13 protein-coding genes, 1 riboswitch and 1 other annotated feature are annotated in these 14,726 nt (G+C 38.8%); of the genes, 12 read left to right on the plus strand and 1 reads right to left on the minus strand.

From position 1 onward, the window contains the following. The first annotated feature begins 149 nt into the window (after window positions 1–149). The 4 genes from DXB52_RS08875 to nrdD all read left to right on the plus strand — a co-directional run bounded on the left by DXB52_RS08875 (window position 150) and on the right by nrdD (window position 5,394). On the plus strand, window positions 150–761 hold the full coding sequence (locus DXB52_RS08875) for a DUF3793 family protein (protein ID WP_118106995.1): 612 nt from the start codon (window positions 150–152) through the stop codon (window positions 759–761). 1 nt (window position 762) lies between these two features. Further along, the gene (locus DXB52_RS08880; protein ID WP_117539365.1) at window positions 763–1,188 is read left to right on the plus strand and encodes a flavodoxin; all 426 of its coding nucleotides are present in this window, start codon (window positions 763–765) and stop codon (window positions 1,186–1,188) included. Between the two features lie 153 nt (window positions 1,189–1,341). Further along, window positions 1,342–1,448: riboswitch (glycine riboswitch) on the plus strand. Between the two features lie 2 nt (window positions 1,449–1,450). After that, window positions 1,451–2,863, plus strand: a complete 1,413-nt coding sequence (locus tag DXB52_RS08885; RefSeq protein WP_117569402.1) for an alanine/glycine:cation symporter family protein — start codon at window positions 1,451–1,453, stop codon at window positions 2,861–2,863. 371 nt (window positions 2,864–3,234) lie between these two features. Continuing rightward, on the plus strand, window positions 3,235–5,394 hold the full coding sequence (nrdD, locus tag DXB52_RS08890; protein WP_117539361.1) for an anaerobic ribonucleoside-triphosphate reductase: 2,160 nt from the start codon (window positions 3,235–3,237) through the stop codon (window positions 5,392–5,394). A gap of 237 nt (window positions 5,395–5,631) precedes the next feature. Here nrdD and DXB52_RS08895 read toward each other — a convergent pair whose 3' ends face one another. Next, on the minus strand, window positions 5,632–6,519 hold the full coding sequence (locus DXB52_RS08895) for a hypothetical protein (protein WP_472520054.1): 888 nt from the start codon (window positions 6,517–6,519) through the stop codon (window positions 5,632–5,634). A 350-nt stretch (window positions 6,520–6,869) separates the two neighbouring features. Between DXB52_RS08895 and nrdG the strand changes: the two genes are divergently transcribed. The 8 genes from nrdG to DXB52_RS08930 all read left to right on the plus strand — a co-directional run bounded on the left by nrdG (window position 6,870) and on the right by DXB52_RS08930 (window position 14,500). Further along, the gene (gene nrdG / locus DXB52_RS08900; protein WP_117539606.1) at window positions 6,870–7,409 is read left to right on the plus strand and encodes an anaerobic ribonucleoside-triphosphate reductase activating protein; all 540 of its coding nucleotides are present in this window, start codon (window positions 6,870–6,872) and stop codon (window positions 7,407–7,409) included. A gap of 54 nt (window positions 7,410–7,463) precedes the next feature. Continuing rightward, window positions 7,464–7,696: a binding site (T-box leader), on the plus strand. A gap of 55 nt (window positions 7,697–7,751) precedes the next feature. Continuing rightward, window positions 7,752–10,184 carry a leucine--tRNA ligase gene (gene leuS, locus DXB52_RS08905; RefSeq protein WP_117569403.1) on the plus strand — a complete coding sequence of 811 codons (2,433 nt, stop codon included), beginning with the start codon at window positions 7,752–7,754 and terminating at the stop codon, window positions 10,182–10,184. A gap of 202 nt (window positions 10,185–10,386) precedes the next feature. Next, window positions 10,387–10,905, plus strand: coding sequence for a hypothetical protein (locus DXB52_RS08910; protein ID WP_117569404.1), 519 nt, complete (start codon window positions 10,387–10,389; stop codon window positions 10,903–10,905). A 76-nt stretch (window positions 10,906–10,981) separates the two neighbouring features. Further along, complete coding sequence (locus DXB52_RS17035; RefSeq protein WP_472520055.1) at window positions 10,982–11,260, plus strand: tyrosine-type recombinase/integrase; 279 nt, start codon at window positions 10,982–10,984, stop codon at window positions 11,258–11,260. Further along, a complete protein-coding gene (locus DXB52_RS17040) occupies window positions 11,257–11,682 on the plus strand; it encodes a tyrosine-type recombinase/integrase (protein ID WP_472520056.1) in 426 nt (141 codons plus the stop codon). Before DXB52_RS17035 ends, DXB52_RS17040 begins: the two co-directional genes overlap by 4 nt. Before the next feature lie 224 nt (window positions 11,683–11,906). Further along, entirely contained in the window at window positions 11,907–12,791 is an 885-nt protein-coding gene (locus DXB52_RS08920) for a hypothetical protein (protein ID WP_118106997.1), read from the plus strand. Window positions 12,792–12,839: 48 nt separating this feature from the next. After that, window positions 12,840–13,499 (plus strand): response regulator transcription factor, encoded by a 660-nt coding sequence (locus DXB52_RS08925; RefSeq protein ID WP_055152489.1) that lies wholly within the window; start codon window positions 12,840–12,842, stop codon window positions 13,497–13,499. Beyond that, a complete protein-coding gene (locus tag DXB52_RS08930) occupies window positions 13,496–14,500 on the plus strand; it encodes a sensor histidine kinase (RefSeq protein ID WP_007286197.1) in 1,005 nt (334 codons plus the stop codon). The genes DXB52_RS08925 and DXB52_RS08930 overlap by 4 nt, the downstream gene beginning before the upstream one ends. The last annotated feature ends 226 nt before the right edge of the window (window positions 14,501–14,726 follow it).

Here is a 14,726-nt window from a genome sequence, read left to right on the forward strand (position 1 = left end):
TTATGCGGAATTACCATAAGAAATGAGCGGCAAGATGCTACCACGGCAATGAGAAAAGTTCTCAAAAACTGTATTGAAAATCATTTTCATTTATGTTAACATAATACTTGAATGAAAACCATTCTCAAAATAAAACTAAGGAGAACGATATGCCGACGGAAGTATTATCCTACTATCTAAAAAATAAAGATCGGAAGGTGAGGCTTGGATTTCAGGTTATATTACAGTGTGCGCCTTTTCTGAAAGGGCTTAAAGTATCTGGCCTGATTTCAATGGAAAATGAATCATATTCTGAATTGGAAGAAATGTTTTCCGGGATGGAGATCAATTTTTATAAATTATCCTGCTCAGAGGGGAAATGCCTTGTCCTTTTCTATCGCCCCAAAGAGCTGGAAGAATATATGAACCAGCCAAAACTCCGCGAACTGATCGGACAATACGGATATAAGGAAAGCAATATCGAGGAAATGCTGGCACATCTGTCAGAACGTATCTGCGAGTGTACTGCACAAGGAAATGGATTTCCGCATGAGATAGGAGCTTTTCTTGGATATCCGATGGCAGATGTGCAGAGCTTTATTGAAAAAGATGGCAAAGATTTTATTATGACAGGATACTGGAAAGTATATAGTAATCCTGAAAAAGCGAGAATGATTTTTCATGAATATGACCGAGCAAAAGATTGCGCGGTAAATGAGTATCTGGATGGGAAAAACATCCGTGAAATCGCATTGAATCAAAGAAAGTGGAGGAATTTATAAAATGAGTATATCAGTTGTATATTGGAGTGGAACCGGTAATACACAGGCAATGGCAGAGGCGGTTGTCGAAGGAATCAAAGCGGCAGGTCAGGAAGCAGAACTTCTGGAAGTAGGAAATGCAGATGCAAAAATAGTGGCGGCGGTAGATGCGTTAGCGCTTGGATGCCCGGCGATGGGGGCCGAGGTGCTCGAAGAATCTGAGATGGAGCCATTTGTAGAAGAATTGGAATCTCTTGTTTCAGGAAAGAAGATTCTTTTGTTTGGTTCTTATGGATGGGGAGACGGAGAATGGATGAGAGATTGGGCAGATCGCATGAAAAATGCCGGAGCTCAGTTGATTCGTGAAGAAGGAATCATTGCAAACGATGCCCCGGAAGATGATGTGCTTGAGGAACTTAAAGAAGCAGGAAAAGAGCTGGCAGAGTAAACAATAGTATCTTATTAATGAATATTAGTAATCTTAATTGAAAAAACTGCCGGAAATATATTGCATTTCTTATAACATAGTGCTATTCTTACTTCTATCGTGTTAAAGCACGAAAGAGAAAAATTTGTTGTCATTTACATCTGACGTAAATGACAACAATACTCAGGAGAGTCTCTTTAAAAAGAGCGCCGAAGGTGTAAGCGGTCATGGATGCAGTTACATGCCGCGAGTCTCTCAGGCAAAAGGATGGAGGAATAAAGAAATGTTTGCACAAATCGACAAAATCATCACTGCAATCGACAATGCTGTGTGGGGGCTTCCGTTAATCTGCCTCATCATGGCAACAGGTATCTTTCTAACAGCCAGACTTGGTCTTGTACAGATCAGGCATCTTGGCAAAGCTTTCAAATTCATGTTTAAAGATGAAGAAGACGGTAGCGGAGAAGTGACCAGCTTTGGGGCACTTTGTACAGCTCTGTCAGCAACGATCGGAACCGGTAATATCACAGGTGTTGCAACAGCAATCGCACTTGGTGGTCCGGGAGCGTTGTTCTGGATGGTTATCGCGGCATTCTTTGGAATGGCGACAAAATACGCAGAAGGTCTTCTGGCAATCAAATATCGCACAATCGACGAAGACGGGCATGTACTCGGCGGACCATTCTATTATATTGAAAACGGAATGGGTAAGAAGTGGACATGGCTTGCGAAGATTTTCGCATTCTTCGGAGCCGGAGTTGGTCTCTTTGGAATCGGTACATTTACACAGGTGAATAGTATTGCATCTGCAGTTAAGAACTTCTTTGATCCGGATATGGCACATACAGTTTCTTTGCTCGGAGGAAACTATTCATGGGCTACTGTGATCGCAGGATTATTCCTGACAGTGTGTGTAGGTCTTGTTGTTCTTGGAGGAATCCAGAGAATTGCAAAAGTATCTGAGATTATCGTACCATTTATGGCAGTTCTTTATGTAGGACTTGCAGTAATCATCATTATTACAAATATCACAGCTGTTCCGGCAGCACTGGCTTCTATCGTGAAATCTGCATTTACAGGAAGTGCACTTGCGGGAGGAGCAGTTGGATCCATGTTTGTAGCAATGCAGAAAGGTGTTGCAAGAGGAATCTTCTCAAACGAGTCCGGACTTGGTAGTGCACCGATCGCAGCAGCTGCAGCAAGAACAAAAGAGCCGGTCCGTCAGGGACTTGTGTCTATGACAGGAACATTTATTGATACAATTGTAATCTGTACGATGACAGGACTTTCCATCGTGATCGCCGGTTCCTGGCTGAACCCGGAACTTGAAGGTGTGGCAATCACAATGGATGCTTTCCAGAAAGGACTTCCATTCCCATCGTTCGTAGCGACATTCTCCCTGATGCTGTGTCTTGTATTCTTTGCATTCACAACAATTCTCGGATGGAACTATTACGGCGAGAGATGTGTGGAATACCTGTTTAACAGAAATAAGGCTGTTGTAATGGGATATCGTATCCTGTATATCCTTGCAGTATTCATTGGACCATATATGACAGTAAAAGCAGTATGGAATATCGCGGATATCTTCAATGCACTGATGGCATTCCCGAACTTGATTGCACTTCTTGCATTGAACGGAGTGATCGTCAAAGAGACAAGAGATTTCCATGCAAAACATAACGGATCTTATTAGAAAAAGAATTGACCGAATTATCTGTGAATTCGAAAAATAAATAGAATTATTACCTGAAATAAAACGAAAGAAAAGGCAGCCAAAGTCCTTGAATAAGGACTGTTTGGCTGCCTTTTCCGCAGGTGTGAAAGGAGAATGAGTAGACAGATAATTCATAGACAGTTTTGGTTTTGTATAACAGATGGAGTAAAGATTATCAGTTAAATGAAAAACTCAAAAAATGTAGCAGATGTTCTGAAAATACATGATACTGTGTTTTGGGGATTGCATTATACTATATTTTGTATTAGAATAAGTATCAGAAAGCACGATAGAAACGGATAAAACACAAGATATCGTGCAAAAATAAGAAAAAGTGAGGAGACTGATCAATGAAAATTATCAAGCGAAATGGGTCGGAAGAGACATTTGATATACAGAAAATTGTGGTTGCTGTGACGAAAGCGGATAAGGATAATGGGGAGCGTACGCTGACAGACAGCCAGATTGAAGATATCGCAGAATATGTGGAATTCAAGTGTAACAAGCTGAATCGTGCAGTATCCGTAGAAGAGATTCAGGATATGGTAGAGAATCAGATTATGGCTACCGGAGCTTTTGAACTTGCACGTAAGTATGTAAGATATCGTTATAAGAGATCCCTCGTACGTAAGGCGAATACAACAGACAATCGTATTCTGTCACTGATCGAGTACAACAACGAGGATGTAAAGCAGGAGAACTCGAACAAGAACCCGGCAGTCAACAGCGTACAGAGAGATTATATGGCAGGAGAGGTCAGCCGTGACCTGACAACAAGAATGCTTCTCCCACATGATATTGTGGAGGCAGACAGAGAAGGAATCATTCACTTCCATGATTCTGACTATTATGCACAGCATATGCATAACTGCGATCTTGTCAATCTGGAGGACATGCTTCAGAACGGAACTGTGATCAGTGGTACAATGATTGAAAAACCACACAGCTTCTCTACAGCATGTAATATCGCAACTCAGATCATTGCCCAGGTTGCAAGTAACCAGTATGGTGGACAGAGTATCTCACTTACTCATTTGGCACCGTTTGTAGATGTTTCCAGAGAGAAGATCCGTAAGGAAGTGATCAGCGAACAGGAACTGGTCGGAATGGAATATCCAGAAGATGTGCTCAATGAGATCGTAGAGAGAAGACTGAAGAAAGAGATCACAAAGGGTGTCCAGACAATCGAATATCAGGTGATCACACTGATGACAACAAACGGACAGGCACCGTTCCTTACAGTTTTCATGTATCTGAACGAAGCAAAGAACGAGAGAGAGAAGAAAGACCTGGCGATGATTATCGAAGAGACACTTCGTCAGCGTTATCAGGGAGTTAAGAATGAAGCCGGAGTATGGGTGACACCGGCATTCCCGAAACTGATCTATGTTCTAGAAGAAGATAATATCGAAGAAGGAAGCGAATATTATTATCTGACAGAACTTGCTGCAAAGTGTACTGCAAAGCGTCTTGTTCCGGATTACATTTCCGAGAAAAAGATGAAAGAGCTTAAAGAAGGAAATTGTTTCCCGGTTATGGGATGCAGAAGCTGCTTAAGCCCATGGAAAGACGAGAACGGAAACTACAAGTTCTACGGACGTTTCAATCAGGGAGTTGTTACGATCAACCTTGTTGACGTTGCACTTTCTTCCGGTGGAGATATGGATAAGTTCTGGAAGATCTTTGATGACAGACTGGAACTTTGCTATCGCGCATTGATGTGCAGACACAACCGTCTGAAAGGAACACTGTCTGACGCAGCACCGATTCTGTGGCAGTTCGGAGCACTTGCCCGCCTGAAGAAGGGAGAACCGATTGATAAACTTCTCTATGGAGGATATTCAACGATTTCTCTTGGATATGCAGGACTTTACGAGTGTGTGAAATATATGACAGGAAAATCCCATACAGATCCGGATGCTACACCATTTGCACTGGATGTTATGAAGCACATGAACGATGCATGTAACCAGTGGAAAGAGGAGACGAACGTTGCTTTCAGTATCTATGGTTCACCGATTGAAAGTACAACCTATAAGTTCGCAAAATGTCTGCAGAAGAGATTTGGCATTGTTCCTGGAATTACAGATAAGAGTTATATTACAAACAGCTATCATGTATTTGTCGGAGAAGAGATTGATGCTTTCTCAAAACTGAAGTTTGAATCTCAGTTCCAGGCACTTTCTTCCGGTGGAGCGATCAGCTATGTAGAAGTTCCGGATATGAAAGACAACATTGCAGCTGTACTTCAGGTCATCCGTTTCATTTATGACAACATTATGTATGCGGAACTCAATACAAAGAGTGATTACTGTCAGGAATGTGGATATGACGGAGAGATTCAGATTATAACAGATGAGGAAGGAAAGCTCGTATGGGAGTGTCCACATTGCGGAAACCGCAACCAGGATACACTGAATGTTGCAAGACGTACCTGCGGATATATCGGAACGCAGTTCTGGAATCAGGGAAGAACGCAGGAGATCAAGGAGAGAGTTCTGCATCTGTAGAATTGATATCCGGCAGAAATGCTGATTGTTCGTAATGGATTAATGCTGATGCGGATTGTTGAAAAGATGTAGTGAAAAATCAGATAAAGTCCATAAGAGATTAAAATAATGAGCTGTCGCGCGATAGCTCATTATTTTTGTGCGTCTTGCAAGAAATGCGGGACAGGTCAATAAATGTCCTTTGGATATTGACAAACTCTGTCCTTGGGTATTGGGGCTTTTAAAGTCCCAACTCTTTCAATAACTTCTTCTGATATTCCCTGTCGGCAGCTGCTTGAGAATCTCATCAGTTCTGTTTAGTTCGGATAACTTCAAAATCAGCTGATTAATCCTGTTTTCTCCAAGAGATTCCCCTTCTTTTATGCCTTCTCTTATGCCTTCTTCTCTTTTTTCATCTAATTCATCTTTCATTAATTCTAATAACGCATTACACATATCTCGTTTTCCCTCCTTTAGCCGATTCTCGTTTGCTTTTACTATAATCTCCATAACAGACTGATACAGCTGATTCTCCTTGTTCTTTTTATAATCCTCTAAAAGCTGTCTGGTAACAGACATATCTTCCAGGGTATCTGTCAAACTATATAACCAAAGATTTTTCTCCGGTGACAACTGATTTGTTACAAGAACCTGAATCGGTAAGATATCTCCAATTACATAATAAATCCCTTCTTCCGGATTATCAATAGTGTAGTGGCGTACTTCTTTCAAATGTCTGATCAGTTCTCTTGGATATCGTTTTGACACTAAGGTGATCGTCAGCTCCTGAATCGGGATTTCATTTACTTTACCTGTATCTGCTTTATAAAAATTTGTATATCCATAAACCTTATAGAAATCGTCCACGGAAAGTGAATCGGATGGTGATTTATATTCGATAATATTATACTTGCGGAATATTTTCCCGATATTTTTATGGATCGGCTCTGCATTTTTCTTTTTAATGATCAACACATCAATTGCCATTGGCTTTGAACTTAATAGATACTCCCGTTCAAATTTTAATTTTTCTTTTTCTTCTCTGAATTCAATCTGTAAGTCTGCATAAAATGCAGGATGCCACTGAAACAGCTTTCCATCTGCCGGCTGCTGTTTTTCCGGCAATTGCTTTCTCTTTTGTTTCATCTAAGAGACCTCCTTATGTGATTTTCACAGAAGTTCTCTCTATCAGAAAACCTCTGCTTTAAATAATGGATTTTAAAAGCATGAATTTTCTGATTTGGCAGGTACGTTCTACCTGTAATGAAACCTTTTATATGAATTTAGATGTTTTAGAAAATATGCTTTAAAATAGGATAACATATTTATGTACAATGTTCAATGCTTTTCGATAATGAGCTGTTGCTTCTGAGCAGCATCACTTAAGATAGCAAAAGATGAAAAGATATGGTATGATAGGAGTAAATGGAAAGAAAATTCCAATCAATGCTATGATACGAAATGTATTTTGGAATAAGTGGAAAAGAGGATTCAAAGTGAACTACGGAGAAATCAAAAAATGTGATATTGCAAATGGAGAGGGTGTTCGTGTTGCCCTTTTCGTGTCAGGCTGCAGGCATCATTGTAAGGGATGTTTTAACAGTATGACATGGGATTTTAATTATGGAAAGAAATTTACGGAAGAAACAGAAGAAGAGATTCTGGAAGCGTTGAAGCCGAGTTATATTGATGGATTGTCATTGCTTGGTGGAGAGCCATTTGAACCTGAGAACCAAGAGGTGCTTGTGAAGCTTTTAAGAAAAGTGAAAGAGCGTTATCCGGAGAAGAACATCTGGTGTTACAGTGGTTATTTGTTCGATGAGGAACTGAAGAAAGAAAGCAGAGCGAGATGCGAGTATACGGATGAGATGCTTTCTATGCTGGACGTACTTGTGGATGGAAGATTTGAGGAAGATAAGAAAAATATTACACTGCTGTTCAGAGGATCAGAAAATCAGCGTTTGATCGATGTGAAGAAATCACTGGAGCAGGGACAAGTGGTGGAATGGAAACCGGCAATAAAAAGAGGCCTTTAAGAAGAAAAAGCCTTGACTTATAATCATATAGTTTTTATAATGAATAGGTATATTGTAAAAACGCAGATGAGGAGTAGTAGAAGGAAAAGATGCTTTTCAGAGAACTGTCGGTTGGTGTGAGGCAGCAGCACAGACTTTGAACTGACCTCGGAGTTCTTTCGGTGAAAAGATGTTATATTGATTAGCCGGAGGCGGGAGTTCCCGTTATAGAATGAATGAGTGCATTTGAACTTTGTGTCAGATGAATAAGAGTGGTACCACGGAATTAAAGCCTTTTCGTCTCTTGGATATATGAGAAGAAGAGGCTTTTCTTTATATTGATGAAAGAGAGGAATTAAGTACATGGGTACAAAGATTGTTTACAATCACAAAGCCATTGAGAAAAAATGGCGTGAGAAATGGGAAGAGACACCGGTCAATCCAAGAAATGGAAAAGACGGAAATAAGAAGCCGAAATATTACTGCCTGGATATGTTCCCGTATCCATCAGGAAATGGTCTTCATGTAGGACATTGGAGAGGATATGTAATCTCTGATGTATGGAGCCGTTATAAATTACAGCAGGGATACTACATCGTTCATCCAATGGGATGGGATGCTTTCGGTCTTCCGGCTGAGAACTATGCGATCAAGATGGGCGTTCACCCGGCAAAATCAACAGAGGCGAACATCACGAACATCAAGAGACAGATCAATGATATCGCAGCACTGTATGACTGGGATATGGAAGTAAATACAACAGATCCTGAGTTCTACAAGTGGACACAGTGGATCTTTGTTAAGATGTTCAAGGAAGGTCTTGCTTACGAGAAAGAATTCCCGATCAACTGGTGTCCGTCCTGTAAGACAGGTCTTGCGAACGAAGAGGTTGTGAATGGTAAATGTGAGCGTTGTGGTGCAGAGGTTACAAAGAAGAACCTTCGTCAGTGGATGCTTCGCATTACAAAATACGCAGATCGTCTTTTAAATGATCTTGATAAACTTGACTGGCCGGAGAAGGTTAAGAAGATGCAGGCTGACTGGATCGGAAAATCTTACGGTGCAGAAGTTGACTTCCCGGTAGAAGGAAGAGATGAGAAGATCACTGTTTATACAACAAGACCGGATACACTCCACGGAGCTACATTTATGGTACTTGCTCCTGAGCACGAACTGGCAGCATCTCTCGCAACAGATGAGACAAGAGAAGCAGTAGAGAAATACATTTATGATGCATCTATGAAGTCCAATGTTGACCGTATGCAGGACAAAGAGAAGACAGGAGTCTTCACAGGAAGCTATGCGATCAACCCACTGAATGGAGCAAAGACACCAATCTGGCTGTCTGATTATGTACTGGCTGACTACGGTACAGGAGCAATCATGTGTGTACCTGCACATGACGACCGTGACTTCGAGTTCGCAACAAAATTCAATATTCCGATCATTCAGGTTATCGCAAAAGACGGAGAAGAGATTGAGAATATGACTGAGGCATATACAGATGCAGTCGGAACCATGATCAACTCCGGTGAGTGGAATGGTATGGAGTCTTCTGTGCTTAAGAAAGAAGCTCCACATATGATCGAAAAGATGGGAATCGGACGCGCAACAGTAAACTACAAGCTGCGTGACTGGGTATTCTCCCGTCAGCGTTACTGGGGAGAGCCAATCCCGATCATTCACTGTCCGAAGTGTGGAAATGTTCCGGTACCGGAAGAAGAACTTCCACTTCGTCTGCCAGAGGTAGATTCCTACGAGCCAACAGGAACAGGTGAGTCACCACTTGCTGCAATCGATGAGTGGGTAAACTGCAAGTGCCCGGTTTGTGGAAGTGATTCCAAGAGAGAGACAAACACAATGCCACAGTGGGCAGGATCCTCCTGGTATTTCCTGCGTTATGTAGATAATCATAATTCAGAAGCACTCGTTTCCAGAGAAAAAGCAGACGAGATGCTTCCGGTAGATATGTACATCGGTGGTGTAGAACATGCTGTACTTCACCTTCTGTACTCCAGATTCTATACAAAATTCCTGTGCGATATCGGAGCAATTGACTTTGATGAGCCGTTCCGCAAACTGTTTAATCAGGGAATGATCACAGGTAAGAACGGAATTAAGATGAGTAAGTCTAAAGGAAATGTTGTATCACCGGATGATCTCGTACGTGATTACGGATGCGACTCCCTGAGAATGTATGAGCTCTTCGTAGGACCACCGGAACTTGATGCAGAGTGGGATGACCGTGGAATTGACGGTGTAAACCGTTTCCTGAAACGTCTCTGGAATATCCTTATGGATAGCAAAGAGAAGGATATTCAGCCTACAAAAGAGATGATCAAACTTCGTCACAGAATGGTATATGACATCACAACAAGACTTGAAAGCTTCAGCCTGAATACAGTTATTTCCGGATTCATGGAGTACAATAATAAGTTCATGGAAATTGCAAAGAAAGAGGGCGGAATCGACAAAGAGACACTCGAGACAATAGCAGTACTTCTTTCTCCATTCGCACCACACTTTGCAGAAGAGATGTGGGAGCAGCTTGGACATGAAGAGACAATCTTCAATGCAGGATGGCCGAAATATGACGAGAACGAGATGAAAGATGATGAGATCAAGATTCCGGTTCAGATCAACGGTAAGACAAAAGCTGTAATCGAGATCCCGGCTGACATCTCCAAAGATGATGCAATCGCAGCAGGTAAAGAGGCAATCGCTGATAAGCTGACAGGAAATGTGATCAAGGAGATTTATGTTCCGAAGAAGATTATTAACATTGTAATGAAATAATTGAGAAGAAATTCTCACAACAGAATAAAGTGCTTGGAAATATTGAAAAGTTTGCTTGAAATCAAGCTTTACAGACATTTTTCTTTAAAGAAAAGGTATCGTAGAATGCCGCAAAATATCGTAACAGATTTTTAAAAAGGAGTAAATTTGGAGTAAAAGTTGAAAGAAAATGGAGTAAATATTTCAAGAAGACATTAAAGGAATGACGCAGATAGTAGAGATATTGTCTGCGTTATTTTTAGAAAAAGGATTGGAGAGATACATTATGATACAAAGTAAAAGAATTGCAGAGTTAATGGACATTTATAAACAGGCAGAGAAATGCTATAAATATAATCAGAGTAGTTCGTTTTATAGATGTTTGGAAAATAAACTTGTTTTAGCGGCAAGGAAATATAATGACGAAAAAGAGATTTTGGAAGAGTACAAAATAGCTTGTCAATCCTATTTAGATAGTAATATATTGAAGACTAATATTAGTATTGCAACGTTGGTGCTTTCAATAGCAGGATTATTAAAGTTAATAGATGTAAAGGTTACAGTTGAAGCGGAAAATTCGGTTGTAATTGCTATTATAATTTCAGTTGTGCTTATTGTATGTTTCGGAATACATATACACATGAAAAGAAGAAAATTATTAGAAATATCACATGTGCTTGAAAAGATAGCAATAAAAAATGTCCCGAGTAATGAGAAAAATTCTTGCGATAGAGAAAAATAGTTGGAAGAATTTATGGAAAGTACGGAATATTTTAAGTATAGCCTGCAACGTGTCGCTCGACAAAATGCCAAAAGAAGTGAAAAAAGAAAGACGTGTATTAACAAGAGAAGAACAGGAGAAATTTTTTACATTCGCTTCTTCCTACATACACATCAATGTTCTGAAATTTGCTGTGACAACAGGTTGTCGGATTGGAGAAGTGCTTGGGCTGAAATGGGAAGATTGTGACTTTGAAAAAAGAGAAATTACAATCAATAAGACAATTCATTATTCAAAGGCTTCTAGTCCCGTCGAGGTTCAAAGTTTTTCTACACAACTGCCAAAACCATATCAAGCAATCGTGTTATTTCTATGACAGATGAAGTATATGAGATTTTGCAAAATCAGAAGATAAAGCAGACAGAACAGAAGATGTGGAAACGCTCAATATGGAAACAACACAAAGAATTTCAAAATTTGGTATTTACCTGTTCAGACGGTTCGCCAGTTTACTATTATAACGTCAATAGTGCAATCAAAGACTATGTGGCAAAAATCAATGTAATAGAGATTGAACTGGCAAAGGAAGAAAAGAGAGAACCGAAGATATTTGAACTGTTTACCTGTCACACTCTGCGGCATACATACGCTACAAGGTGTTATGAAAATGGAGTAGATCAACAGGTAGTGCAGAAACTCTTAGGTCACTCTACGTTGGCAATGACAACCGATTTATACACGCACGTTTCAGAAGAAAAGAAAAAAGAAGAAGTAGCCGAACTGAAAATATTGGATTAAAATTGGAGTAAAAATGGAGTAAATTAGAAGATAGATAGCGAAAAACAGCGTAAAATCAACATTATCTGTGTCATTTTTGTTTTGGAAATAGCGTATATGTGTGATTAATGAAACCTAAAGGTGGATATGTATGAATAATTGAAAATATACATGACAGTAGTGAAAAAATATGCTAACATTATATAAAAGAAATCGGATTTAACTAATGAAAAGGAGGGGATTTTATGCCGAAGAAAATTATGTTAGCACTATCAAATGCAGAAGGAGATTGTGATAAACCGATACACTGTGAAGACCTTGATAAAAATGATTATGAGACAAAATACAAAGGACATTTGACTTGTATAAAAGGTTGTAAAGCTAGGATTAAATACACTGAGAGAAAAAATAATGTGAAATTTTTTAGTACATGGAATAAAGAAGGTGATTTACACGATGAGGGGTGTCCATATCATGTGGATTACAAGGGAAAGCGAGGAAGAGCTAAATTAAAAGCATATTATGAAGGAATACAATTAGATGATGATACTATTTTAAAACGTTTGCAATGGAAAATGGAACGGCTATTAAAAATACATGATGAAAATGAAATAGAACATCCTCGGAATGGAAGTGCTAAAATTACAAATACGGGAGAAGGAACAGTAGATGTTTCAGTAGAAGATGAAAATGGTGAGAAAAGTGGAAACGCACCTAATTTGAAATATGAAGACGCTAACTTTATTATCAAGGATGATGAAGGATGTATGAAGTCGGTATTTGGTGTGATTGATAATGTACAATTGAGGTCGGAAAAGTCGGGAGCAACATATGCGTATTTTAATCTTAAGACAAATCATTCAGTAGTTAATATTTATTTTCCGGAAGCTTTTTACAGTAATGAAGAAGCAAATGGCGTGGAGGAATTTGAAGTTTATATAAATCGAGTGAAGAAGATGGTGGAGACAAAAACAGAAGATGTGATGGTAATAGCATATGGAGATATAAGAGTGAAAAAGAAAATGGGTGTTAATGTTAATATTATTTCTCCCAAAAGAATTCTTGTAAATAATAAAACGTATTTTAGTATTTCAAACGAAATATCAATGAGGAGAGTTAGATTTTTCTAGCTCTCCTGCTGTGGAATTATTATAATAGTAAATCAAGGGGGTGTGGAAATGAGAATAGCAATTATCGAAGATGATGAAATCACTCGTCTGGAGCTTTCTAAACTATTGAACACACAAGGATATGAAACAGTCTTGTTGACTAACTTTGAAAATCTGACAAAGGAATTAAAGCAATATTGCGTAGAGCTGGTTTTGCTTGATATTAACCTGCCGTATGAAAATGGCTATGAAGTATGCAGGAAAATAAAACAAGCTATGCCAGTACCTATTATCTTTGTAACAAGCAGAGATACAAATGCTGACGAATTGAAAAGTATTCAAGTGGGTGGAATTGACTTTATCACAAAGCCGTATGACACGCTTATTCTTCTTGAGAAGATCAAGCGTGCATTGCAGTTATCAAACCCGAATAATTTCCGTGAGCTTGTTAAAAAAGATTGTACCCTTGATTTACATTTATCTATTTTGAAGTATCAAGAGAAAAGCATTGAATTGACAAGAAATGAATTTCGTATTTTATACTACTTCTTTATGAACGAAGATAAAGTTATCAGTAAGGAAGAACTATTGGAAAAGCTGTGGAACGACAAATATTATTTAGACGAAAATGTATTACTGGTTAATATGACCCGTCTAAAAAAGAAAATGAAAGAAATCGGTATTGTTCATTTATTGGAAAATATACGAGGAAAGGGTTGGAAACTGTGAGCTTTTTTACATTCTTAGAAGAAAAAATAACAGAGATATTGTTTCAGCTTTTCTTTCTTGCCTTAGTAGCATTTCTCTTGATTTTCTACGGCGTAGATACGCTATTTGTTGTATTGCTGGTAATTCTGTTCATCAGCATACAAGGGCTTTTTCAATGGTGTTTGTATCGGAAGAAACGTAAGGCTTCGCAACATATTATTGATTTAGTAGACGGACTGGAAGAAACCTACTATATTGCAGATGTTTTACCAAAGCCAAAAGAATTTCAAAATGAAGCCTATTACTACGCACTAAAAAAAGCCTGCAAATCTATGAATGATGAAATCGGTAAAATCACAGAGGAAAAGCAGGATTATCAAGAATATGTGGAAAGTTTCGCCCATGAAATTAAAATACCGATAGGAGCATTGTCTTTGACGTTCGATAATACGAAAAATTACACGTTAAAAAAAGAAACAGACAAGATATTTCAGTTGGTGGAACAAATGCTCTACTATGCAAGGAGTGAAAATACGGAAAAGGACTATTTTGTAAAACAGTTGCAGTTAGACGAAGTGATACATAATGTCATTCTGAAATTTCGTCATTCACTTATGGAAAGGAAAGTAATTATCAATATCCATGACATAGAGAATGTTGTATATACTGATGAAAAATGGCTGACATTCATTCTATCTCAAATCGTGCAAAATGCGATTAAGTATTTTGACAAGCAGGAAAACAAACTGACGATATACAGTCAAGACAACGGAACAAATATACTGCTTGTAATTGAAGATAATGGCTGTGGAATAAAAACGTCTGATTTATCCCGTGTATTTGAAAAAGGCTTTACTGGTTCTAACAGAAACAAGGCAAATGCAACAGGTATGGGACTGTATCTATCTAAAAAATTATGCGATAGGTTGGGGTTGAAATTGGATATTGCTTCTACGGAAAAAGAATATACAAGACTGACAATTATATTTCCAAAAGGAACAGTTCATAATTTTTCAGAGTAATTTGAAAAACCATGCCAACATTGATACGGTGCTTTAAGGGGGCTTGCGTTATGGAAAGCTTTAAGTACAATTATTTGCAATCAAATCCCACCTAATAGCACACTATTAAAAATTGAATATGTTTTAGCTTTAAAGGCTCGTACAGACTATATGTTTTGTGCGGGCTTTTTTCATACCCGAAAAAATTTAAAAAATTTTTCAAAAGAGGTCATTAAATCACACCTAG

The sequence above is a fragment of the Ruminococcus sp. OM04-4AA genome (assembly GCF_003462585.1).
In the GTDB taxonomy this organism is placed as follows: Bacteria; Bacillota; Clostridia; order Lachnospirales; family Lachnospiraceae; genus Mediterraneibacter; species Mediterraneibacter faecis.

Excerpts from the sequence above, each read along its gene's own strand:
- DXB52_RS08875 (WP_118106995.1), top strand. The coding sequence starts at position 150 with ATGCCGACGGAAGTATTATCCTACTATCTAAAAAATAAAGATCGGAAG.
- DXB52_RS08910 (WP_117569404.1), top strand. The coding sequence starts at position 10,387 with ATGACGCAGATAGTAGAGATATTGTCTGCGTTATTTTTAGAAAAAGGA.
- nrdD (WP_117539361.1), top strand. The coding sequence starts at position 3,235 with ATGAAAATTATCAAGCGAAATGGGTCGGAAGAGACATTTGATATACAG.
- DXB52_RS08920 (WP_118106997.1), top strand. The coding sequence starts at position 11,907 with ATGCCGAAGAAAATTATGTTAGCACTATCAAATGCAGAAGGAGATTGT.
- leuS (WP_117569403.1), top strand. The coding sequence starts at position 7,752 with ATGGGTACAAAGATTGTTTACAATCACAAAGCCATTGAGAAAAAATGG.
- DXB52_RS08880 (WP_117539365.1), top strand. The coding sequence starts at position 763 with ATGAGTATATCAGTTGTATATTGGAGTGGAACCGGTAATACACAGGCA.
- DXB52_RS08895 (WP_472520054.1), bottom strand. The coding sequence starts at position 6,519 with ATGAAACAAAAGAGAAAGCAATTGCCGGAAAAACAGCAGCCGGCAGAT.
- DXB52_RS08885 (WP_117569402.1), top strand. The coding sequence starts at position 1,451 with ATGTTTGCACAAATCGACAAAATCATCACTGCAATCGACAATGCTGTG.
- DXB52_RS17040 (WP_472520056.1), top strand. The coding sequence starts at position 11,257 with ATGACAGATGAAGTATATGAGATTTTGCAAAATCAGAAGATAAAGCAG.
- DXB52_RS08925 (WP_055152489.1), top strand. The coding sequence starts at position 12,840 with ATGAGAATAGCAATTATCGAAGATGATGAAATCACTCGTCTGGAGCTT.